The organism is Arthrobacter sp. 05T47, assembly GCF_056395825.1.
Window position 1 is genome coordinate 153,541 of the sequence record NZ_JBFTKG010000002.1, and the last position, 22,835, is coordinate 176,375.

A 22,835-nucleotide genomic window follows, 5' to 3' on the forward strand; every position below is an offset into this window, starting at 1 on the left:
GCGCGGATTCCCGTCCATTGCTGAGGTACGGCCCTTCTGAAGGGTCTAAAGGGCCATAGCTCAGCAATCGATCGTTGAACGGGGTCAAAAGGAAGGGCCCCGCCCCCGCTCCGCTGAAAAGCAGAGTGGTGACGGGGCCCGACGTCGAGCTGCAAGGGCAGGGCGGCCGGGTCCCTCGTGGCGCGGAACGCGACACGAAAGGGCCCGCCCTGCCCGTTAGCGGAAGTCGCTGCCGAGGTCGTAGTCATCCAGCGGGATGGCGTGGAACTCAGGAGCTCCGTCGCCGCCCAGCGTGTCGTAGGAGAAGTCGCTGAATGCGCTCGGGCCGGTGAACAGGTTGGCCTTCGCTTCTTCAGTCGGTTCCACCGTGACCTCGGTGTAGCGCGGGAGACCCGTGCCGGCCGGGATGAGCTTACCGATGATGACGTTTTCCTTGAGGCCGAGCAGCGGATCGCTCTTGCCTTCCATGGCCGCCTGCGTCAGGACGCGGGTGGTCTCCTGGAAGGAAGCTGCGGACAGCCAGGACTCGGTCGCCAGGGACGCCTTGGTGATGCCCATGAGCTCGGGACGGCCGGAAGCCGGCGTCTTGCCCTCGGACACAACGCGGCGGTTGGCCTCTTCGAAGCGGCTGCGTTCGGCGAGCTCGCCGGGCAGCAGGTCCGATTCGCCGGACTCGATGACCGTGACGCGGCGCAGCATCTGGCGGACGATAACCTCGACGTGCTTGTCGTGGATACCGATGCCCTGGCTGCGGTACACGCCCTGGACTTCGTCCACCAGGAACTTCTGCGCGGCACGGGGGCCCATGATGCGCAGCACCTGCTTGGGGTCGACCGGGCCGTTGATGAGCTTCTGGCCAACGCTGACGTGATCGCCGTCTTCGATGAGGAGACGTGAACGGCGCAGCACCGGGTAGGCGATCTCTTCAGATCCGTCATCCGGGGTGATGACCAGGCGCATCTGGCGCTCGGACTCTTCGATGGTGATGCGGCCGGCTGCTTCAGCAATCGGTGCGACACCCTTCGGAGTACGGGCTTCGAAGAGCTCCTGGATACGGGGCAGACCCTGGGTGATGTCGTCGCCGCCGCTGGCCGAAACTGCACCACCGGTGTGGAACGTACGCATGGTCAGCTGGGTGCCCGGCTCACCGATGGACTGTGCGGCGATAATGCCCACGGCCTCACCGATGTCGACGGTCTTGCCAGTGGCCAGCGAACGGCCGTAGCACAGGGCGCAGGTGCCGACGCTGGACTCACAGGTGAGTACGGAGCGGACCTTGACCTCGGTGATGCCGGCTGCGAACAGTTCGGCAATGACGACGTCGCCGCAGTCAGTGCCGGCCGCTGCCAGGACCTTGCCCGCGGAGTCGACGACGTCCACGGCCAGGGTGCGGGCGTAGGCGCTGTTCTCGACGTTCTCGTCCAGGACGAGGACGCCGTTGGCGTCGGCCACGGCGATCGCGGTCATCAGGCCGCGCTCGGTACCGCAGTCCTCTTCGCGGACAATGACGTCCTGCGAGACGTCCACCAGACGACGGGTCAGGTAACCCGAGTTGGCGGTACGCAGGGCGGTGTCAGCCAGACCCTTACGGGCACCGTGCGTGGCGATGAAGTATTCCAGCACCGACAGGCCCTCGCGGTAGGAGGACTTGATCGGACGCGGGATGATTTCACCCTTCGGGTTGGCCACCAGGCCACGGATACCCGCGATCTGACGGACCTGCATCCAGTTACCACGTGCGCCGGAGGACACCATGCGGTTGATGGTGTTCATCGGGGACAGGCTGTCACGCATCGCCTGGGCGATCTCGTTGGTTGCCTTGTTCCAGATCTCGATCAGTTCCTGGCGACGCTCGTCGTCGTCGATCAGGCCCTTGTCGTACTGGCCCTGGATCTTGGCGGCCATGGTCTCGTAACCGGCGAGGATCCGCGGCTTGTCCGTGGGCACCTCGATGTCGGAGATGGCAACCGTGACGCCCGAGCGGGTGGCCCAGTAGAAACCGGCATCCTTCAGGTTGTCCAGCGTTGCCGCCGTGATGACCTTCGGGTAGCGCTCGGCGAGGTCGTTGACGATCGTGGACAGCTCGCCCTTGTCGGCAACGTTCTCAACCCACGGGTAGTCCGCGGGCAGCGTCTGGTTGAAGATGACCTGGCCGAGGGAGGTCTCGACCAATGTGGTCTGACCGGGCTCCCAGCCCTCCGGGGCTTCCCAGCCGGCGTAGGGCACGAAGCCCTCGAGGCGGATCTTGACCTTGGAGTTCAGGTGCAGCTCGTGAAGGTCGTAGGCCATGATGGCTTCCGCGACGGAGGAGAAGATCCGGCCTTCGCCAGCTGAACCGACACGCTTGGTGGTCAGGTGGTAGAGACCGATGATCATATCCTGCGAAGGCAGGGTCACCGGGCGGCCGTCGGACGGCTTCAGGATGTTGTTCGAGGACAGCATCAGGATGCGGGCCTCGGCCTGGGCTTCGGGGCTCAGCGGCAGGTGCACTGCCATCTGGTCGCCGTCGAAGTCGGCGTTGAAGGCGCCACAAACCAGCGGGTGCAGCTGGATTGCCTTGCCTTCAACAAGCTGCGGCTCGAACGCCTGGATGCCGAGGCGGTGCAGGGTAGGTGCACGGTTCAGCAGCACAGGGTGCTCGGTGATGATCTCTTCGAGGACGTCCCAGACCTGCGGACGGTAACGCTCCACCATGCGCTTGGCCGACTTGATGTTCTGTGCGTGGTTGAGGTCAACCAGGCGCTTCATCACGAACGGCTTGAAGAGCTCCAGGGCCATCTGCTTGGGCAGACCACACTGGTGCAGCTTCAGCTGCGGGCCGACGACGATGACCGAACGGCCGGAGTAGTCGACGCGCTTGCCGAGGAGGTTCTGGCGGAAACGACCCTGCTTGCCCTTGAGCATGTCGCTCAGGGACTTCAGCGGGCGGTTGCCCGGTCCGGTGACCGGACGGCCGCGGCGGCCGTTGTCGAAGAGGCTGTCAACAGCTTCCTGAAGCATGCGCTTCTCGTTGTTGACGATGATCTCCGGAGCACCGAGGTCAAGCAGGCGCTTGAGGCGGTTGTTGCGGTTGATCACGCGGCGGTAGAGGTCGTTGAGGTCGGAGGTCGCGAAGCGGCCACCGTCCAGCTGGACCATCGGGCGCAGTTCCGGCGGGATCACCGGGACGGCGTCCAGAACCATGCCAAGCGGGCTGTTGTTGGTGGTCAGGAACGCGTTGACCACCTTGAGCCGCTTCAGGGCACGCGTCTTGCGCTGGCCCTTGCCGTTGGCGATGACGTCGCGCAGCATGTCGGACTCGGCCTGCATGTCGAAGTTCTCAAGACGCTTCTTGATGGCCTCGGCACCCATGGAGCCTTCGAAGTACATGCCGTAGCGGTCGCGCAGTTCGCGGTACAGGCCCTCGTCACCTTCGAGGTCAGCGACCTTGAGGTTCTTGAAGCGGTCCCAGACCTGCTCGAGGCGCTCGATTTCGGCGTCGGCGCGCTTGCGGACGTTCGCCATCTGGCGGTCGGCGGAGTCGCGGGCCTTCTTCTTGTCGGCAGCCTTGGCGCCTTCGCCTTCGAGACGGGCAAGCTCGTTCTCGAGGTCGCGGGCGATCGTGGCGATGTCCGAGTCGCGGTTGTCGATCAGCTGCTTCTTCTCGATGTCGTGCTCAACCTGGAGGTTGGGCAGTTCTTCGTGGCGGCTGTCGGCGTCGACGCTCGTGATCATGTAGGCGGCGAAGTAGATGACCTTTTCGAGGTCCTTCGGTGCCAGGTCAAGGAGGTAGCCCAGGCGGGACGGAACACCCTTGAAGTACCAGATGTGCGTGACCGGGGCRGCCAGCTCGATGTGGCCCATGCGYTCACGGCGSACCTTGGCGCGGGTGACCTCAACGCCACACCGCTCACAGATGATGCCCTTGAAGCGCACGCGCTTGTACTTACCGCAGTAGCATTCCCAGTCGCGGGACGGTCCGAAGATCTTCTCGCAGAAGAGGCCGTCCTTCTCGGGCTTGAGCGTGCGGTAGTTGATGGTTTCCGGCTTCTTAACCTCGCCGTACGACCAGCCACGGATGTCTTCCGCGGTGGCGAGGCCGATCTGCATGAGGCCGAAGGAGGATTCGCTGGACATATGGTCCCTGTTCTCTCTTGTTCTCTAAATTCTGAAGTCTTGGGTTACGGGAAGAGGCCGAGAGGCCCGGAGAAAAGTCAGCGCGGCGGGGCCGGCTGCTTTTCTCCGGGCGCTCTGCTAGACCTCTTCTACGGAACTGGGCTCTGCACGAGACAGATCGATGCCCAGTTCTTCCGCAGCCGTGAAGACTGCGTCATCAGAGTCACGCATTTCAATTGTGGTTCCGTCCGTGGAAAGCACTTCCACGTTCAGGCACAGCGACTGCATTTCCTTGATCAAGACCTTGAAGGACTCAGGAACGCCCGGCTCGGGGATGTTCTCGCCCTTGACGATGGCTTCGTAGACCTTCACACGACCGTGGATATCATCCGACTTGATCGTGAGGAGCTCCTGGAGCGTGTAGGCGGCGCCGTAAGCYTCGAGCGCCCACACTTCCATTTCACCGAAGCGCTGGCCACCGAACTGTGCCTTACCACCCAGCGGCTGCTGCGTGATCATGGAGTACGGGCCGGTGGAGCGGGCGTGGATCTTGTCGTCCACCAGGTGGTGGAGCTTCAGGATGTACATGTAGCCGACCGAGATCGGATCCGGGAACGGCTCGCCGGAGCGGCCGTCGAACAGACGGGTCTTGCCGGAAGAGTTGATCAGGCGGTCGCCGTCGCGGGTGACGTTGGTGGAATCGAGCAGGCCCGTGATTTCCTCTTCACGCGCACCGTCGAAGACCGGCGTCGCCACAGTGGTCTGGCCACTCTCGCGCGGCAGGTTCGGCAGCTGCTTGACCCACTCGGGCTCGCCCTCGATCTTCCAGCCGGTCTTGGCAACCCAGCCGAGGTGCGTTTCGAGCACCTGGCCGACGTTCATACGGCCCGGAACACCCAGCGGGTTCAGGACGATATCAACGGGGGTACCGTCGGCAAGGAAGGGCATGTCCTCGATCGGAAGGATCTTGGAGATAACACCCTTGTTGCCGTGGCGGCCGGCGAGCTTGTCGCCGTCGGTGATCTTGCGCTTGGCAGCCACGTAGACGCGCACCAGCTGGTTCACGCCCGGGGGCAGCTCGTCGTCGTTGTCGCGGTCGAAGACGCGGACACCGATCACGGTGCCGGACTCGCCGTGCGGAACCTTCAGGGAGGTGTCGCGCACTTCGCGGGACTTCTCACCGAAGATGGCGCGCAGCAGGCGCTCTTCCGGGGTCAGCTCGGTCTCGCCCTTGGGGGTGACCTTACCGACCAGGATGTCGCCGGCTTCAACCTCGGCACCGATGTGGATGATGCCGCGCTCGTCCAGGCCTGCCAGGACTTCCTCAGACACGTTGGGGATGTCACGGGTGATTTCCTCGGCACCAAGCTTGGTGTCGCGGGCATCGATCTCGTGCTCCTCGATGTGGATGGAGGACAGGACGTCCTCGGCCACGATGCGCTGGGACAGGATGATGGCATCCTCGAAGTTGTGGCCTTCCCATGACATGAATGCCACAAGCAGGTTCTTACCGAGGGCGAGCTCGCCCTGGTCCGTTGCCGGGCCGTCAGCGATGATGCCGCCAACTTCCAGGCGCTGGCCTTCGTTAACCAGGACACGGTTGTTATAGCAGTTGCCCTGGTTGGAGCGGGCGAACTTGTTGATGCGGTAGTTGGTTTCCGTACCGTCGTCGTTGAGCATGATGACCAGCTCAGCGGAGACCTCGGTAACCACACCGGCCTTCTTGGCGATGGTGACGTCACCGGCGTCGACAGCTGCGGCGCGTTCCATGCCGGTACCGACGAACGGCGCCTCGGAACGGACCAGCGGCACGGCCTGGCGCTGCATGTTGGCACCCATGAGTGCACGGTTGGCATCGTCATGCTCGAGGAACGGGATCAGGGCGGTAGCCACGGACACCATCTGGCGCGGGGAAACGTCCATGAACTCGACGTCGGCGGCGGGAACCAGCACGGGCTCGCCTCCACCACCGCGGGCGCGGACCAGGACGGTCTCTTCCGCGAAACGCTTGTTCTCGTCGAGCGGGGCGTTGGCCTGTGCGATCAGGACCTCGGCCTCGTCGTCGGCSGTGAGGTACTTGACCTCATCGGAGACGACACCCTCGGCAACAAGGCGGTACGGGGTCTCGATGAAACCGAACGGGTTGATGCGTCCGTAGGATGCCAGCGAACCGATCAGACCAATGTTCGGGCCTTCAGGAGTTTCGATGGGGCACATACGTCCGTAGTGGGACGGGTGCACGTCACGAACTTCCATGCCGGCACGGTCACGGGACAGACCACCCGGGCCAAGCGCGGACAGGCGGCGCTTGTGGGTCAGACCCGACAGCGGGTTGTTCTGGTCCATGAACTGGGACAGCTGGGAAGTTCCGAAGAACTCCTTGATGGCTGCCACGACGGGACGGATGTTGATCAGGGTCTGCGGCGTGATGGCCTCGACGTCCTGGGTCGTCATGCGTTCGCGGACGACGCGCTCCATGCGGGACAGGCCGGTGCGGACCTGGTTCTCGATGAGTTCGCCGACGGCGCGGATGCGACGGTTGCCGAAGTGGTCGATGTCATCGATCTCGACGCGGAGCTCGTGGTCCTGGCCGTCGCGCTTACCCGTGAGGGTCTTCTCGCCGGCGTGCAGCGCAACCAGGAACTTGATCATGGCCACGATGTCTTCAACGTGCAGGACCGAAGCTTCCTTGTCGCCAAGGGAGCGGTCGATGCCAAGCTTGCGGTTGATCTTGTAACGGCCAACCTTGGCCAGATCGTAGCGCTTGGAGTTGAAGTACAGGTTGTCCAGCAGGGACTGGGCAGCCTCAACCGTGGGCGGCTCGCCCGGTCGCAGCTTCCGGTAGATGTCCAGCAACGCGTCTTCGCGGGTCTCGGTGGCGTCCTTCTCCAGCGTCGCGCGCATGGAGTCGTACTGGCCGAATTCCTCGAGGATCTGGCCTTCGGTCCAGCCGAGGGCCTTCAGCAGCACGGTGACGGACTGCTTGCGCTTGCGGTCAAGACGGACGCCGACCTGGTCGCGCTTGTCGATTTCGAGTTCGAACCAGGCGCCACGGGACGGGATGATCTTCGCGGTGAAGATGTCCTTGTCACTGGTCTTGTCGGCGGTGCGCTCAAAGTAGGCGCCCGGGGACCGGACCAGCTGGGAGACGACGACACGCTCGGTGCCGTTGACGACGAAGGTGCCCTTCTCGGTCATCAGCGGGAAGTCACCCATGAACACGGTCTGCTGCTTGATTTCGCCCGTGTTGTTGTTCATGAACTCGGCCTTGACGTACAGCGGAGCCGAGTACGTTGCGTCCCGGTCCTTGCACTCAGCCATGGTGTATTTGGGGTCAGCGAACTCCGGCTCGGAGAAACTCAGGGACATGGTGCCCTGGAAGTCCTCGATCGGGGAGATCTCTTCGAAGATGTCGGACAGACCCGAGGAGGTGGCGACGCTGAGGTCGCCTTCTTCGACGGCCTTCGCAACGCGCGCCTGCCAGCGTTCGTTTCCGACCAGCCAGTCAAAGCTGTCGGTTTGCAGGGCGAGCAGATTCGGAACATCAAGGGGTTCGTGAATCTTTGCGAATGAGAGCCGGCGGGTTGCACCGTCGGTGCTGTCGGCATTGATAGCGGTAGCGTTGTTTACATTAGAGGTGCTCGAGGCGACCAAGAGGGATCCTTCCACAGACCTTCAGGCGTTGTCAGATCTCCCCCGTTATGCACTCTGCAGAATGACTCCGCAGCGCTACCAGTCCGGTTCCGCTATATGACCCGGGACCCGCGCTGTCCATGCTGGTGCACGTTATTGACGGCACATTGATAGAACAGCTGTCAGGCTAAGCCCACCGCTATATGAAGGCTGAAGGTAAACAGGGAAGACGCAAATATCTACGATACGGCAAAGCAACCTACTTGTCTACCCCACTTCCGCCGGGATTGCAAGCACAAAGTTCCGGCGGGGATCCGGCAGGGATCTACTGGGGGTTCTGTTGAGTCTTGTTGCAGCGCTGCCTCAGTCTCGCCAGTCGGCGGCGGCGAGGGCCGGGACCGGGCCGAATGGATAGGTGACGGGGCTCACGATAACGTAGACATAAGTCGACGTAGATCGGAAGAAAAAACCATGAGCAATCCTGCAGACAACAACGATGTTGTCATCCTCTCCGCCGCCCGCACCCCCCAGGGACGCCTGAACGGGCAGCTGGCCAGCTTCACCGCCGTCGAGCTCGGCAGCCACGCCATCCGGGCGGCCCTTGCCGCCAGCGGCGTCAAAGCCGACCAGGTGGACAGCGTCATCATGGGCCAGGTCCTGCAGGCCGGGGCGGGCCAGAACCCGGCACGCCAGAGCGCGATCGGCGCCGGCATCGGCTGGAACGTCCCCACCGTGACCATCAACAAGGTCTGCCTCTCCGGCCTCACCGCGGTGATCGACGCCGCCCGGATGATCCGCAGCGGTGACGCCACGGTGGTGGTCGCCGGCGGCCAGGAATCCATGACCCGCGCACCGCACGTGCTGCCCGGGTCCCGGCAGGGCTGGGCGTACGGCACGGTCCAGGCCCTCGACGTGGCCGCGCACGACGGCCTGACCGATGCCTTCGACGGCCAGTCCATGGGGCTCTCGACCGAGAGCAAGAACCTGACCCTCGGCATCGACCGGGCTTCCCAGGACCGGGTGGCCGCCCAGTCGCACCAGCGTGCGGCGCGGGCCGCCAAGGACGGGGTCTTCGACGGCGAGATCGCCGCGATGAGCGTCAAGCAGCGCAAGGGCGATCCGATCGCCGTCACCTCCGACGAGGGCATCCGGCCGGAGACCAGCGTCGAATCGCTGGCCGGTCTCCGGGCCGCGTTCGTCACGGACGGAACCATCACAGCCGGCAACTCCTCTCCCCTGTCCGACGGCGCCGCCGCCCTGGTGCTGACCAGCCGGAAGTTCGCCGAGGACAACGGCCTGGACTACCTCGCCGTCGTCGGCAAGCCCGGCCAGGTCGCCGGTCCGGACAACTCGCTGCATTCCCAGCCGTCCAACGCCATCAAGAACGCCCTGGACAAGGCCGGCTGGTCCGTCGCCGACCTCGACTTCATCGAAATCAACGAGGCATTCGGCTCCGTGGCGGTCCAGTCCCTGAAGGACCTCGACTATCCGCTGGAGCAGTGCAACATCCACGGCGGTGCAATCGCCCTGGGCCACCCGATCGGGGCCTCCGGCGCCCGACTGGCCCTGCACGCGGCCCACGAACTCAAACGCCGCGGCACCGGCAAGGCGGCCGTGTCCCTGTGCGGCGGCGGCGGACAGGGCGAGGCCCTGCTGCTGTACCGCGACTGAACCGCCACCCGCAGACCCAAGAGAACCGGCAACGACCAGGAGCAGGAAAGGCTTGACGCGGATGGTGGAACAACGGACAACCAGCGGCGGCCGCGAGCGGTTCCTGGCCGACGCCGCGGCCCGCGGCCTGGACGTCGAGATCGTGGAACGCCTCGCCGCCAGGAGCCTTGAGGAGGCGGCCGGAATCCTGGGAATCCAACCCGCGGATATCGTGAAGTCCCTGGTGGTCAAGCACAAGGACGGGAGCTTCCTGTTCGCCCTGGTCCCGGGCGACCGCCAGATCTCCTGGCCCAAGCTGCGGGCGCTGCTGGGCGTCAACAAACTCTCGCTCCCGGCGGCGGAGACCGCGTTCGAGGCCACGGGGTACGAGCGCGGCACGATTACGCCGCTGGGCAGCATCCGCCCCTGGCCGGTCTACGCCGACCGGACCATCACGGGCCGGCGGATCTCCATGGGTGCCGGGGAACACGGCTACAGCGCTTTCGTGGACGCCGACGCCCTGACGGCGGCCCTTGGCGCCGTCAGGGCGGACATCACCGAACCCAACTAGCCCGCGCGGGTTAAAACCAACACCTCTTAAAAGCGACGCGGGGTCACTTACAGCCCATCCGGCGGTCAGGATGGGACGCAGGTGACCCCGCGTTCCTTGGTGTGCGTGTTGGGGTGGCGGGAGTGCTAGGCCGTGACGGTCAGCGGCGCCCCGTTGACGGTGAGCCGCCAGTTGGCCTGGCTGAAGGTGGCGACGTCCAGGGTGCCGCGGTCCACGACGTAGTCGATGATGCGCTGCCGGATCTCCTGCTGGCTGTTCGAGAGCACCGGTGCGCTCTTGACGGCCGGGAAATTGCCGCCGCCGCTCTGCCGGTAGTTGTTGATGGCCAGGGCGAATTCCTGCTCGGGCCGCAGCGCCTGGCCGCCGTAGCTGAGGTTGGCGATCCGGTCCCCCGCCGGCCGGGCGAGGTCGATCTCGTAGTCCAGCGGCGCGTCCAGGCCGTAGACGACGTCATAGTTGTAGTCCGGGGTGCCGTTCGGGGCCGCGGCCGTGACGGCGTTCGTGACGTCCTGGGCCCTGGCCGTGGTGGAGGTCACCGGTTTGAAGTACTGCGCGGACCACTCGAGGTAGGCCTTGACTTGCGCCCCGGTGACCTTGATGGACAGCAGCGTGTTGTCGAAGATATACAGTCCGGCGACATCGCGGATGGTCAGCGGTCCGGCCTTGACGTCCACTGCCCGGGAGAAGGCCGCTGCAATGGACAGGACGGGCAGCCCGGCCGCGGGACCGTTGGCGAGCTCGGCCTTGATGGTGSTGGCCTGGACGTARTTGATSGCRTCGATCGCGGCGGAATCSYCCCAGCAGGCGGTGGCCGTGCTGAGCGGGGCGGTGGAGGTCCCGATGACCTCGTTGACGTAGCTCACGGTGGCCTCGTGCCCGGCCTGCACGGCCCGGACGACGGCGGGATCGGCGTCGACGGTTTTGGCGTCCAAAAGGAGCGAATGCGCTGAGGTGACGCTCCACTTCCCCTTTTCCTTGGCGAGTCCGAGGTCCATGACCGATACGCGCATGCCCCACTTGAGCGGCTCGGTCAGGAGCACCTGCTTGCCTGTGGCCTTGTTGGTGACGAAGCGCTCCGGGATCTCCAGGTGGGCGTGCCCGACCAGGATGGCGTCGATGCCGGGGACTTCCTCGGCGAGCTGGGTGGACGCGTTCTCGGGGAAGGGCAGGGCGTCGCCGTAGGAGGATCCGGGCGTCGCCCCGGAATGGCTGGTGACGATCACGACGTCGGCCCCGGCGGCCTTCACCTGCGGGATGACGGTCTTGGCCTCCTCGACAATGCCGTTGAAGTCGAGCTTGCCCTGGACGTTGTCGCGGTCCCAGAGTGCGCAGCCGGGCGTCACGAAGCCGACCAGGCCGACCATCAGCCAGCCGCTGTCCGTCTTGATCCGCTTCAGGACGTAGGGCGTGAAGGCGCGCCTGCCCGAGACGGCGTCGTGGACGTTCGCGCCCAGGAGCGGGAAATCCAGTTGCTTCTCCCAGGTCCGCAAAAGTGGAATGCCGTAGTTGAACTCGTGGTTGCCCAGCCCCACGGCGTCGTAGCCGATCGCGTTCATGGCCAGCGCCATGGGGTGCTTCACCGTTGCCGAGATGGGCTTGATCTTGGCGAAGTAGTAGGCCAGGGGCGTGCCCTGGATGGTGTCCCCGGCGTCGATGGTCAGCGTGTTGGCCGCGCCGCGCTCGGCCCGCATGGCGTTGATCAACGTGGCGGCCTGCGCGATACCGATCCTGTTGCCGGCGGCGTCGGCATAGGCGGTGTTCTTGAAGTAGTCCCAGTTGAAGACGTTGTTGTGCAGGTCCGTGGTGCCSAGSACCGTSAGSGTGAACTGCTTCTTGCTGCCGGGCTGGCCCCCTCCTGGTTGTTCGCCGGCCGCCTGTGCTGCCGGGCTGCCGGCCAGCGCGGCGGCGGCTGCGCCTCCGCCTACGAGGGCCGCCGTGAGCATGGCGCGGCGGGAGGGGGAAGTGTTTGGGTCCGTCATTGTGGGTGAACTCCTGAACGTTGGGGGCCGGTGGGCACAAATCCAAAGTCTAGGGTCGAGCCATCAAGTGCGACAGGGGTATCAGAAAAACTTTGCCAAATCCTTGGGCKCCGTTCACCCGCGCCCCCGGGATGTGTATGCCCGGGCCGGGAATGCAGGAAACCCCGCCCACCTGAGTGGACGGGGTTTCCTTCGAGCAGTGCGGATCGCGATGGATCCGGACGGCAGGAGTTACTTGAGGGTAACGCGGGCGCCAGCTTCTTCGAGCTGAGCCTTTGCCTTCTCGGCAGCTTCCTTGGTGGCGCCTTCGAGAACAGCCTTGGGTGCGCTGTCAACCAGGTCCTTGGCTTCCTTGAGGCCCAGGGAGGTGATGGCGCGAACTTCCTTGATCACTGCGATCTTCTTGTCGCCAGCAGCTTCGAGGATGACATCGAAGTCGGTCTTCTCTTCGGCTTCCTCAGCGGCAGCGCCACCGGCGGGGCCGGCAACGGCAACAGCAGCAGCGGTAACTTCGAAGGTCTCTTCGAAGAGCTTGACGAACTCGGAGAGCTCGATGATGGTCAGTTCCTTGAAAGCTTCAATGAGCTCTTCGTTGGTGAGCTTCGCCATGGTGTGGCGTCCTTCCTATAGTGGTGCCCGGCGGGCCTGAGGCTCGCTGTCGCACCGGAGTCTTATGGAGAAGAGGACTAGTTCTCTTCGGGGGCTGCGGCTTCGGCCGGTGCTTCGGCCTCGGCTGCTGCATCTGCTGCGGGAGCTTCTTCAGCGGCGGGTGCTTCGGCTGCTGCCGGGGCACCGTTCTCTTCTTCAAGCTTGAGGCGCAGTGCGTCAATGATGCGTGCAGCAGCGGCAGCAGGAGCCTTGAGGATGCCTGCAACCTTTGCGAGCTGCAGCTCACGGGACTCGAGTGCTGCCAGGGCAGCAACTTCGGTGGCGTTCAGAGCCTTGCCCTCGAAGTAACCGGTCTTGATGACCAGCTGCTTGTTGGCCTTGGCAAAATCCGTCAGGCTCTTGGCAGCGGCAACTGCGTCACCCTTGATGAACGCGATTGCAGTGGGGCCGGCAAGCTGACCGTCGAATGCTTCGACACCAGCTTCCTTGGCTGCAATGGCGGTCAGGGTGTTCTTGACGACCGAGAACTTGGTTTCCTGGCCGAGAGAAACACGCAGCTGCTTGAGCTGTGCAACGGTGAGCCCACGGTATTCGGTCAGGACAGCGGCGTTCGATTCCTTGAAATCGTTAGTGATCTCAGCTACTGCTGAAACCTTGCTAGGCGTTGCCATAACCCTCCTTCCGGGGATAGTGCCGGTATGTCCGGGGCCCCGCTCAAGAGAGCTAAAACTAAAAAACGCCCCGCGCAGATGCACGGGGCTTGTCTCGACGCGGTCCATGACCACGGAGCTTTGCTTCGTTCACCTGCGCCGGCCGCCCTATGTTCAGGGTCCTTCGTCCGGAAATCCACTGCGCTCTCCCGGCGCGACTGCAGAATTGAGTCTTGCTTGGGAGAGTGGATTTCCAACAACCGACGGTCTTTGGTCATGCCAGCTTACGGGACACCGGGCGCGGGTTCCAAATCGGGCGGGCAGGAGCCCGCCGGACAGGGCCGGACAGGCCCGGCCGAAAGAGTCCGCTGTCCCTCAGCTGACGCTCGGGCCGAAGTCGGGGAGCTCTTTCTGCCAGAGGCCCGTGACGCCCGCCGTCGTGAATCCGAGCTGCTGGTTGACCTTCAGGAGGTAGCGGTTCTCCGGGGCGTTCCAGGTGTACAGGACACGGGCGTCCGGGAACTGTTCGCTGAGCCGCTCCATGTTGGCAACCTTGATCAGCAGCCCGAGCTTGTTGCCGCGGTGTTCCTGCAGCACCACGGTGTCATCCTGGAAGACGACATCCGGGCGCAGCGCCAGGACGCTGATGGTGGTCAGGCCAACGAGCGTTCCACTGGCGATGTGCTCGACGGCGGTGACCACAGTCCGGCGGCCCTGGGCGATGGTGACCTCTTCCGCCTCCCGGAGGATTCCGCCGTCGAACACCATCTCCTGGGCGTCCGGGCCGGGCACTTCGTCCTCGCCTGCCTGGTTCTCCAGGGCGGCGACAGCCTCGAGCCACTGGTCAGGACACCGGTCGGTCCAGTGGTGAAGGCGGTAGCGGCCGCCATTGGCTTCCTCGGCCTCGGCCTCGAGTTCGGCGACGAGTTTGCTGTCCAGCGGAAGTGCGCAGGAACTGAACTGTTCGATGTGCTGCAGGGTGTAGCCGGTGTGACGGGCAAATTCGACGTCGCGGCTTCCCAGCGGGACAAATCCGACGCCGCTGCCGGGCACGAGCTGCTCGGCTTCCGGGTCCCTCAGGGTGGATCCCGGGTGGTTGGTGTCGATCAGGATGGTGTGGCGGCCCTCGTCCCGGGCCAGGTGCTCCGCGGCCTCCAGCAGCTGCCGCCCCACGCCCTGGCGCCGGAATTCGGGCAGGATGTCCAGCGTGAATTCGGCGAGGTCGAGGTTGTCCACGAGCGGCAGCGCGATGTCCGCCGTCCCGACAATCACGCCGTCGATCTTGGCGACAAGGATCACCTGGCGTTCGTAGGGGTCCGCCATCTCGAGGAGCTTCTCCTGCGGCGCATAGGCGAGGTCGTCGGTGCCCCAGGTCTGCATCCGGACTCTTCTTCCCACCTCGACGGCGGCCAGAAAATCCGCGGCATCGGGCGCGTCAAGGGAATCGGGGATCCACAGCTGCTCAATCCGTACTTCGTTTGCCATAGAGGGCATCTTCCCAGCCGTTGTGCCATCCACCATCGGTCCGGCCCGGCTCACACCGGGCCTTCAACCGCCAGCATATGCCGGTTTGGGCCACTCTTCCATTGGTGACGCGGGTCCGTTGGTGACGCGGGTCCGTTGGTGACGCGGACGGTTTCGCTCCAGTGGCTTCCCGTCCGCCGCGGGAGGTCAGTTCCGGCCGCCGCGACCAGCTGCGCCCGCGGGGGCCGCGGTCCGCTGCCACTCGCCGTCGTAACCGGCCGCCTTGAAGCCCAGTGCGATGTTGATGCTGAGCATGTGATCGTTTTCCGCGGCGTTGTAGGTCAGCACACGCCGCACCGCAGGGAATTGTTCCCGCAATTGGCGCAGGTTGAGGATCTTGATGAGCATGCCGAGCCGGTGGCCGCGGTGGTTCGCCGCGACCAGGGTGTCGTCCTGGCTGGCCAGCCAGGGTTTGTCCGGTTCAGTTTGGAGGACCGTGTAGGCGGCCAGCTCCCCGGTGGCCCGGTGCCGTGCCGCCGCCACCAGGGAGGACTGGCCGGCCCGCCGCCAGATGTCCTCGACGTGGCGGACCCGGGCGACGTCCCAGGTCTCCGGCTCGTAGCTCAGCGCGCCACTGGGGGCGTCGGTGCTCATGCGGGACATCAGCACCGCGAGCCCGGCGGCGTGTTCCTCGGGGCAGGCATCCCACCAGTGCAGGAGCTCGTAGTCCCCCGCGTGGGCCACGGCATCCCGTTCCAGAACGTCCAGGTCCGCGGTGTTGAGGTCCGCGGTGTTGAGGTCCGCGGTGTTGAGGTCCGCTGTGTTGGGGTCCTCTGCGTTGGGGTCCGCSGTGGGCGGGASGTCGAGGGAGCTGAACCGTTCCACCTGCTCGAGGCGGTAGCCGGCGYGTCCGGCGAACCGGACGCCGGGCGCGGCGGCGGGAAGCGCCCCGGTGCCCGTGGCSGGCCTGATGACGTTTGGGCCGTCGACGTCGAAATCGGCCGGGTGCTCCGTGAAGGTCTGCAGTATGGTCCGTCCGTCGGCAGCTGCCACCGCTTCGGCGTGCTCCAGCAKTGCCCGGCCGATCCCCCGGCCGGTAAAGGCAYCCAGGACACTCACGTGCAGAAGCGCGCTGCTGAGRTTSTCCTGCAATTCGAAGCGGACCCAGGAGCTGGCCACCATGCGTCCGTCGACCCGGACGAAAAAGAGCCGCACCCGGGTGTAGGGACTGTCCCGCCAGTACTGAAGACGCGCTGCCGGGGACGTGGCCCGGTCAAGGTTGCCCCACGTCTGCAGCACGAGCTCATCGGAGAGTGCCATGAATTCCAGGAAGTCCGCTGCGTCGGCATCAACGCGGGCGCCGTCAAGGCTTGCAGGCAGGGAAAGGGGCTCGATAAGGTACGACGGCGTAGTCACCGGGACAGCCTAACCGGCAAGTCCGGCCGCTCCAAGGGCTCCGGGACGGCTAATGAGTCCGGGACGGCGGGGGTTCCCGGGCGCCGAAACGGCGAAAGGCCGCCCCGCTGGTGCGGGACGGCCTTTCGTTTGGAACTGGAGGCGCCGTGGGGCTGGTGGCGCCGTGGATCCGGTGAGGACTAGACCTCGGTCAGGACCTTGGTGACGTTGGGGTCAACCGAGATGCCCGGGCCAAACGTGGTGGCGACGGTGGCCTTCTGGATGTAGCGGCCCTTGGAAGCGGACGGCTTGAGGCGAAGGACCTCTTCCAGTGCTGCCGCGTAGTTCTCGGCCAGCTTGATGGCGTCGAAGGAAACCTTGCCGATGATGAAGTGCAGGTTCGAGTGCTTGTCGACGCGGAAGTCGATCTTGCCGCCCTTGATGTCGTTGACAGCCTTCGCGACGTCAGCGGTCACGGTGCCGGTCTTCGGGTTCGGCATCAGGTTACGCGGACCCAGGACCTTACCGAGGCGGCCAACCTTGCCCATGAGGTCAGGGGTGGCGACGGCGGCGTCGAAGTCGGTCCAGCCGGCGGCGATCTTTTCGATCAGGTCATCGGAGCCAACGAAGTCGGCGCCGGCTGCGATTGCAGCCTCAGCCTTGTCGCCCGTTGCGAAGACGAGGACGCGGGCGACCTTACCGGTGCCGTGCGGCAGGTTGACGGTGCCGCGGACCATCTGGTCGGCCTTGCGAGGGTCAACGCCCAGGCGGAAAGCGACCTCAACGGTGGCGTCGAACTTGGACGGGTTGGTGTCCTTGGCGAGCGTCACTGCCTCGAACGGCGCGTAGAACTTCTCCGCGTCGATCTTGGCGGCGGCTGCCTCATATGCTTTGCTGCGCTTTGCCATGCTGCTTATTTCTCCTTGTGCAGTTGTGGTCTGCGGACCGCGCTGGGCCCTGCCACAGGCGGTATCCCGGCTGGATTATCTGTTCCGGAATTCCGCTTTTCAATGTTTAGGTGGTGCCGGCTGGCCGGCGGTGCTGACGGCGTCGTGATCGGGTACCCGAACCCGGCCCATCAGCGGACGGGAATTAACCCTCGACGGTGATACCCATGGAGCGGGCGGTGCCGGCGATGATCTTCGCTGCGCCTTCGAGGCTCGTGGCGTTGAGGTCTTCCATCTTGGTGGTGGCGATCTCGTTGACCTGGGCCTGGGTCAGCTTGGCAACCTTGACGGTGTGCGGGGTAGCCGAACCCTTGGCGACGCCTGCAGCCTTCTTGATGAGCTCTGCAGCCGGCGGGGTCTTGGTGATGAACGTGAATGAACGGTCTTCGTAGACCGTGATCTCCACGGGGATAACGTTGCCGCGCTGGGCTTCCGTCGCAGCGTTGTACGCCTTGCAGAATTCCATGATGTTGACACCGTGCTGGCCAAGCGCAGGACCGATCGGCGGGGCCGGGTTAGCGGCACCTGCCTGGATCTGCAGCTTGATGAGGCCGGTGACCTTCTTCTTGGGAGCCAATGTAGGTCCTTCTCTCAAATACGTCCTGGGGCACAGGAGCGTGCCTCAGGTTGGTGGCCGCCATGGCAAGGCGGCCGGCCGCTCCGTGACTGCTAAGCGGGCAGTCCGGGGCGAATTCTGTGGGAACAGCTAGATCTTGCTGACCTGGTTGAACGCCAGGGTGACCGGAGTCTCGCGCTCGAAGATGGATACCAGCACCACGAGGGTCTGGGAATCGATCTTGATCTCGGAGATCGTGGCGGGGAGGGTCTCGAACGGGCCTTCCTTGACGATGACCGACTCGCCAACCTCGAAGTCGACGTCGACCTGGGCGGCGGCGTGCTTGACGGGCTTGCCCTTCTCGGCCTGCTCTTCCTCGAAGACCGGGGCGAGCATGGAGAAGACCTCATCGAGGCGCAGCGGGACCGGGTTGTGGGCGTTGCCCACGAAGCCGGTGACRCCGGGGGTGTGGCGGACGGCGCCCCAGGAGGCGTCCGTCAGGTCCATGCGGACCAGGACGTAACCGGGGATGCGGACGCGGTTGATGACCTTGCGCTGAGCGTTCTTGATCTCMACGACTTCCTCCATCGGAACCTGGATTTCGAAGATGTAATCTTCCATGTCCAGGGTCTGGATGCGGGTCTCAAGGTTGGCCTTGACGCGGTTCTCGTAGCCTGCGTAGGAGTGGATGACGTACCAGTCACCCTCCTGGCGGCGCAGCTTGCCCTTGAATTCCTCGGCAGGGTCGACCTCGGCCTTGGCGGCCGCGGCTGCCAGCGCGTCGGTATCTTCGTCGGATTCTTCGGCGTCTTCAACGTCGGTATCTTCAGCGTCGGTATCTTCAGCGTCGCCGGCTTCGGCGTCTTCTTCCGCGACTACGGCCTCGTCAGCGACGTCGGATTCGGGCGCAGCAGACGCGGCCTCGGACTCTTCCGTGGCTTCCACCGCGGCGTCCTGGCGCTTATCCAGCTCAGTCTCAGTTACCTCGAGCTCCTGCTCAGACACTTGGTCTCCTGCTTCCTCATTGCCTAACATGCCTATTTAAATGACTCAATTCCGCACACTCCGCGGAACCTCCGGTTTCCCGGGGCATCCACGCAGTCTGCGGACCGGTCCCCTTAGCGGTCCGTGGGGCCGCTGCCGCCGAAGACCCAGCCGACCGCGGTCCCAAAGGCCAAGTCGAGCAGGGTGACGATCACCATCATGATGGTCACGAACACCAGCACCACGAGCGTGTAGTTGATCAGTTCTTTACGGGTCGGTGCGACGACCTTCTTCAGTTCGCCAATGACCTGGCGAATGAAGATCGCGATGCGAGCGAAGAAGCCGGGCTTGACGGCATTCTTGGCGGGGCGGCCTTTGGAGCTGCTGGCAGCTGTTTCGGTCACCTGGTCCTCACTCATCCTCGCAATGATCGGATACCCGGCTCTGAACTGAACCATGGTTGCTGCGCTGGTCCCGGAATTCCCGGAACAGCATGCGCAGGGCAGACAGGACTCGAACCTGCAACCTGCGGTTTTGGAGACCGCTGCGCTACCAATTGCGCCACTACCCTTCGGGGCGAAAATCCGCTCCGGCCGACGTTTTTCCCCAGGCTTCCCTGAGGCGCAGACCATCATCGTGTTTTCAACACCGGAGAACCAGTCTACGCAACAACTGCGCCTACGTCGAACCGGCCCTCTTCCGGACCCCTGCGGACCTGCGCAAACGGGCTGACAGCAGTCAGTCACATTTGCGTTCAGGCACCCCGGAGGATCCGGTGAACAGCATAGAGTAGATTTCGTCGATTCCCATATTCAGCCTTCCAGCTGCAAGCGAAGAACGGACCCGCCCATGTCTTCTGCCCGCATTTCCCGGCGCATTTCCGCCATAGCCGAATCCGCCACTCTGGCCGTCGATGCCAAGGCGAAGGCGCTGAAGGCAGCCGGCCGGCCGGTCATTGGCTTCGGCGCCGGGGAACCCGATTTCCCGACTCCCGACTACATCGTGCAGGCAGCCATCGAGGCCGCCAGCCAGCCGAAGTACCACCGCTACTCCCCCGCTGGCGGCCTTCCCGAACTGAAGCAGGCCATCGCGGACAAGACCTTCCGCGATTCCGGATACAAGGCCACGGCAGCGCAGGTGCTGGTGACCAACGGCGGAAAGCAGGCCGTCTACAACACCTTCGCGACGCTCCTGGATCCGGGCGACGAGGTCATTGTTCCCACCCCCTTCTGGACCACGTACCCCGAGGCCATCCGGCTGAGCGGCGGCGTGCCCGTGGAGGTTTTCGCAGGCCCGGAGCAGGGCTACCTGGTCACAGTGGAGCAGCTGGAAGCCGCGCTCACGGAGCGCACCAAGATCCTCCTGTTCGTCTCCCCCTCCAACCCCACGGGCGCCGTGTACTCCCCGGAGCAGGTCAAGGAGATCGGCCAGTGGGCGGCGTCCAAGGGCCTATGGGTGGTCACCGACGAGATCTATGAGCACCTGACCTACGACGGCGCGCCCTTCACCTCGATCGCCACCGCAGCACCGGAACTGGGCGACAAGGTGGTCATCCTCAACGGTGTCGCCAAGACCTATGCCATGACCGGCTGGCGGGTGGGCTGGATGATCGGACCGGCGGACGTCATCAAGGCCGCCACCAACCTGCAGTCCCACGCGACGTCGAACGTCTCCAATATTCCCCAAATGGCCGCTCTCGCCGCCGTTTCCGGGCCGCTGACCGCCGTCGACGAGATGAAGGTGGCCTTTGACCGCCGCCGCAAGGCGATCGTCGCCGGCCTGAACGCGATTGACGGCGTTGACTGCCCGACGCCGAAGGGCGCGTTCTACGTCTACGCGGACGTCCGCGCGCTGCTGGGCAAGGAATTCCCGTCCGCGAACGGTCCGGTGCGGCCGGCCACCTCCGCCGAACTTGCGGCGCTCATCCTGGATGAGGTGGAGGTCGCAGTGGTTCCCGGCGAGGCGTTCGGCCCGTCCGGGTACCTGCGCCTGTCCTATGCCCTCGGCGACGAGGACCTGGCCACAGGCGTCGCCCGCCTCCAGGACTTCCTCGGCAAGGCGAAGTAGCCCGCCCCAAACCCCCGATGCGCTATCACTTGTGGTTGCTTTGCCCCCGGCAAGAGGACCCCAAGTGATAGCGCATCGCTGGGTTAAAGCAGGCGGCGCTCGGCGGCCCAGCGGGTCAGCTCGTGGCGGCTGGAGAGCTGGAGCTTGCGCAGCACGGCCGAGACATGGGTTTCAACGGTCTTGATCGAGATGAACAATTCCTTGGCCACTTCCTTGTAGCTGTAGCCGCGGGCGATGAGGCGCATCACCTCGAGTTCGCGCGCCGAGAGCTTGTCCAGTTCGTCATCGGCGATGTCCGCCGGGGCCGTGCCGAACGCGTCGAGCACGAAGCCCGCCAGCCGGGGCGAGAAGACGGCGTCGCCGCCGGCCACGCGGCGGACGGCGCCGCTGATTTCCGCGCCGGAGATTGTCTTGGTGACATAGCCGCGCGCACCCGCCCGGATCACGGAGACCACATCCTCCGCTGCGTCGGAGACGCTCAGCGCCAGGAACCGGGTGGTGCCCAGCAGCGGCGCCGAGCCGGCCAGGACTTCGCGCCCGCCGCCACCCCGGCCGCCCGGGAGATGGACGTCCAGCAGCACGACGTCGGGGCGCTGCGTTGCGATGACGGCGATCGCCTCTTCCACGGTTCCGGCCTCCCCCGCGACGACGATGTCCGGGTCCAGGTCCGCTTTCAGCCCGGAACGGAAGATGGCGTGGTCGTCGACGATCACCACCCGAACGTGGGCCGCATTTCCTGGTGACTGGTTGTCGTGCGCCGGGGTTCCTGGTGCTGGGCTGGTCACTGCTTGGCCTCTCCGTTGACGTTGTTGGCGGCAGCCGCCGCGGGTCCGCCAGATGCGGGCGTGGCGACGGCGGGCAGCCGCAGCCGCACCTCGGTGCCGTCCGGGCTGCTGATGATGGCGGCGGTGCCTCCGTGGCGGTTCATCCGCCCGATGATCGATTCCCGGACACCGAGCCGGTCCGGCGGAACCGACTCCGGGTCGAAGCCCTGGCCCCGGTCCTTGATGAAAACCTCTGCGGCGGCGTCGGTGACTTCCAGATACACGGACACGGCTCCGCCTCCGTGCCGGGCGGCGTTGAGCATGGCTTCGCGGGCCGCCTGGACGAGGGCCTCATGGCGTTGGGTCATGGCGCAGTCCCCGACGCTGACCACTTCAACCGCGTGCCCCAATGAGTCTTCGACCTCTGCGGCGGCGGCCATGATGCCCTCAGACAGCTGGCCGGACTCCTTGCCGGCATCCCGGTACAGCCAGCCCCGCAGTTCGCGCTCCTGTGCGCGGGCAAGCCGGATGACGTCGTGCTCGTTGCCGGCACGGCGCTGGATCAGGGCGAGCGTCTGCAGCACGGAATCGTGGAGGTGGGCTGCGATCTCGGCGCGCTCGGTGGCGCGCACCCGTCCCGCGCGTTCGGTCTCCAGGTCACGCCAGAACTTCAGCCCCCAGGGCAACAGCACCAGGGCCACGCCGCCGAGCACCGCCACCGAGGCCAGCAGGGCCAGCCAGGTCTGTTCCCAGGACCCCGAGCCGGACACCATGACCAGCACGCCGGCCACCACGAGGGCAAGCCCGGCCGCGAGCCGCGCCCAGCCGCCGGCCTGGTCCGCCTTGGTCTTGTCCACGAGCCCGGCCCGGCGGGTCTCGTCCAGTTGCATCCAGGCGATCGCGGCACCGCCCAGGATCGCCGCCACGGGAATCAGGGTGCCCAGCGGGACGTCAACACCGAGGAGCCGGGCGATCAGGATCCCGGCCGCCAGCAACAAGCCGGCGCCCAGCAGGATCTCCTTGCCGAACGGCATGCCGGGCACCTTGGACCACCAGGACCCCTGCGGTGCCATGCCGCGCGCGCCTCGGGATCCCGGCCTGCCCGGGGTTCCGGGCGTGCCGGGAGCCCGCGCGGTGCCCGTGGCTCCGGGGGCGTCCGGGAGGCTTACCGCCGGGGCGATCGGCGACGCCGGGCGGCGGGCGTTGCGCCGGGCGCTTTCGTCCGCCGTGGGGACCATGATCCAGAGCCAGGCGTAAAAGGCCACCCCCGCGCCGCCTGCGAGCGCAGCCACCACCATGCCGATCCTGACCATGCGCACCGGCCAGCCCAGGTGGTTGGCGAGGCCCGCGCAGACGCCGGCAATCACGCGGTCGCTGCTGCGGACCAGCGGCGGGCGGGCGGGCGGGGTACTCATGCATCAATCCAAGCATGGATCGGGGTTCCCCGGACGCGTTTCGGGGCCCGGCCGGG

The 22,835-nt window shown here is 65.4% G+C and carries 16 protein-coding genes and 1 tRNA gene; 3 read left to right on the plus strand and 14 right to left on the minus strand.

Annotated elements, in window-relative coordinates; all coding sequences use genetic code 11:
* Positions 1–216 precede the first annotated feature (216 nt).
* Together AC1DEY_RS02830 and rpoB are read right to left on the minus strand one after the other, a co-directional pair.
* Positions 217–4,116 carry a DNA-directed RNA polymerase subunit beta' gene (locus tag AC1DEY_RS02830; RefSeq protein WP_476866669.1) on the minus strand — a complete coding sequence of 1,300 codons (3,900 nt, stop codon included), beginning with the start codon at positions 4,114–4,116 and terminating at the stop codon, positions 217–219.
* A 117-nt stretch (positions 4,117–4,233) separates the two neighbouring features.
* On the minus strand, positions 4,234–7,749 hold the full coding sequence (rpoB, locus tag AC1DEY_RS02835; protein ID WP_090575285.1) for a DNA-directed RNA polymerase subunit beta: 3,516 nt from the start codon (positions 7,747–7,749) through the stop codon (positions 4,234–4,236).
* Between the two features lie 450 nt (positions 7,750–8,199).
* Here rpoB and AC1DEY_RS02840 point away from each other — a divergent pair, with 450 nt between their 5' ends.
* Positions 8,200–9,399, plus strand: coding sequence for an acetyl-CoA C-acetyltransferase (locus tag AC1DEY_RS02840; protein ID WP_476866670.1), 1,200 nt, complete (start codon positions 8,200–8,202; stop codon positions 9,397–9,399).
* A gap of 61 nt (positions 9,400–9,460) precedes the next feature.
* Positions 9,461–9,949, plus strand: coding sequence for an aminoacyl-tRNA deacylase (locus AC1DEY_RS02845; RefSeq protein WP_476866671.1), 489 nt, complete (start codon positions 9,461–9,463; stop codon positions 9,947–9,949).
* A gap of 125 nt (positions 9,950–10,074) precedes the next feature.
* Here AC1DEY_RS02845 and AC1DEY_RS02850 read toward each other — a convergent pair whose 3' ends face one another.
* The 10 genes from AC1DEY_RS02850 to AC1DEY_RS02895 form a co-directional block, all read right to left on the minus strand.
* Positions 10,075–11,928, minus strand: coding sequence for a bifunctional metallophosphatase/5'-nucleotidase (locus AC1DEY_RS02850; protein ID WP_476866672.1), 1,854 nt, complete (start codon positions 11,926–11,928; stop codon positions 10,075–10,077).
* A gap of 231 nt (positions 11,929–12,159) precedes the next feature.
* Positions 12,160–12,537 carry a 50S ribosomal protein L7/L12 gene (gene rplL, locus AC1DEY_RS02855; protein WP_441407830.1) on the minus strand — a complete coding sequence of 126 codons (378 nt, stop codon included), beginning with the start codon at positions 12,535–12,537 and terminating at the stop codon, positions 12,160–12,162.
* A 77-nt stretch (positions 12,538–12,614) separates the two neighbouring features.
* Positions 12,615–13,208 carry a 50S ribosomal protein L10 gene (gene rplJ / locus AC1DEY_RS02860; protein WP_441407829.1) on the minus strand — a complete coding sequence of 198 codons (594 nt, stop codon included), beginning with the start codon at positions 13,206–13,208 and terminating at the stop codon, positions 12,615–12,617.
* Between the two features lie 354 nt (positions 13,209–13,562).
* The gene (locus tag AC1DEY_RS02865) at positions 13,563–14,672 is read right to left on the minus strand and encodes a GNAT family N-acetyltransferase (RefSeq protein ID WP_441407828.1); all 1,110 of its coding nucleotides are present in this window, start codon (positions 14,670–14,672) and stop codon (positions 13,563–13,565) included.
* Between the two features lie 186 nt (positions 14,673–14,858).
* A complete protein-coding gene (locus AC1DEY_RS02870; RefSeq protein ID WP_476866673.1) occupies positions 14,859–16,067 on the minus strand; it encodes a GNAT family N-acetyltransferase in 1,209 nt (402 codons plus the stop codon).
* A 179-nt stretch (positions 16,068–16,246) separates the two neighbouring features.
* Complete coding sequence (gene rplA, locus AC1DEY_RS02875; RefSeq protein ID WP_091251962.1) at positions 16,247–16,954, minus strand: 50S ribosomal protein L1; 708 nt, start codon at positions 16,952–16,954, stop codon at positions 16,247–16,249.
* Between the two features lie 184 nt (positions 16,955–17,138).
* Positions 17,139–17,570 carry a 50S ribosomal protein L11 gene (gene rplK, locus AC1DEY_RS02880; protein WP_018773647.1) on the minus strand — a complete coding sequence of 144 codons (432 nt, stop codon included), beginning with the start codon at positions 17,568–17,570 and terminating at the stop codon, positions 17,139–17,141.
* Between the two features lie 129 nt (positions 17,571–17,699).
* Positions 17,700–18,554 (minus strand): transcription termination/antitermination protein NusG, encoded by an 855-nt coding sequence (gene nusG / locus AC1DEY_RS02885; protein ID WP_476866674.1) that lies wholly within the window; start codon positions 18,552–18,554, stop codon positions 17,700–17,702.
* 113 nt (positions 18,555–18,667) lie between these two features.
* Complete coding sequence (gene secE, locus AC1DEY_RS02890; protein ID WP_441407825.1) at positions 18,668–18,952, minus strand: preprotein translocase subunit SecE; 285 nt, start codon at positions 18,950–18,952, stop codon at positions 18,668–18,670.
* A 79-nt stretch (positions 18,953–19,031) separates the two neighbouring features.
* Positions 19,032–19,104: transfer RNA gene (locus AC1DEY_RS02895), tRNA-Trp, on the minus strand.
* 278 nt (positions 19,105–19,382) lie between these two features.
* On the opposite strand from AC1DEY_RS02895, the gene AC1DEY_RS02900 reads away from it, so the two are divergent.
* The gene (locus AC1DEY_RS02900) at positions 19,383–20,600 is read left to right on the plus strand and encodes a pyridoxal phosphate-dependent aminotransferase (RefSeq protein WP_476866675.1); all 1,218 of its coding nucleotides are present in this window, start codon (positions 19,383–19,385) and stop codon (positions 20,598–20,600) included.
* Between the two features lie 83 nt (positions 20,601–20,683).
* On the opposite strand, the gene AC1DEY_RS02905 is transcribed toward AC1DEY_RS02900, so the two are convergent.
* Positions 20,684–21,316, minus strand: a complete 633-nt coding sequence (locus tag AC1DEY_RS02905) for a LuxR C-terminal-related transcriptional regulator (protein WP_390203688.1) — start codon at positions 21,314–21,316, stop codon at positions 20,684–20,686.
* Between the two features lie 65 nt (positions 21,317–21,381).
* Positions 21,382–22,779 (minus strand): ATP-binding protein, encoded by a 1,398-nt coding sequence (locus AC1DEY_RS02910; RefSeq protein ID WP_476866676.1) that lies wholly within the window; start codon positions 22,777–22,779, stop codon positions 21,382–21,384.
* Between the last annotated feature and the right edge of the window lie 56 nt (positions 22,780–22,835).

Coding starts and splice junctions, on each gene's coding strand:
- AC1DEY_RS02840 (WP_476866670.1), top strand. CDS start 8,200: ATGAGCAATCCTGCAGACAACAACGATGTTGTCATCCTCTCCGCCGCC.
- AC1DEY_RS02845 (WP_476866671.1), top strand. CDS start 9,461: ATGGTGGAACAACGGACAACCAGCGGCGGCCGCGAGCGGTTCCTGGCC.
- rplL (WP_441407830.1), bottom strand. CDS start 12,537: ATGGCGAAGCTCACCAACGAAGAGCTCATTGAAGCTTTCAAGGAACTG.
- rplJ (WP_441407829.1), bottom strand. CDS start 13,208: ATGGCAACGCCTAGCAAGGTTTCAGCAGTAGCTGAGATCACTAACGAT.
- AC1DEY_RS02865 (WP_441407828.1), bottom strand. CDS start 14,672: ATGGCAAACGAAGTACGGATTGAGCAGCTGTGGATCCCCGATTCCCTT.
- rplA (WP_091251962.1), bottom strand. CDS start 16,954: ATGGCAAAGCGCAGCAAAGCATATGAGGCAGCCGCCGCCAAGATCGAC.
- secE (WP_441407825.1), bottom strand. CDS start 18,952: ATGAGTGAGGACCAGGTGACCGAAACAGCTGCCAGCAGCTCCAAAGGC.
- AC1DEY_RS02900 (WP_476866675.1), top strand. CDS start 19,383: ATGTCTTCTGCCCGCATTTCCCGGCGCATTTCCGCCATAGCCGAATCC.
- AC1DEY_RS02910 (WP_476866676.1), bottom strand. CDS start 22,779: ATGAGTACCCCGCCCGCCCGCCCGCCGCTGGTCCGCAGCAGCGACCGC.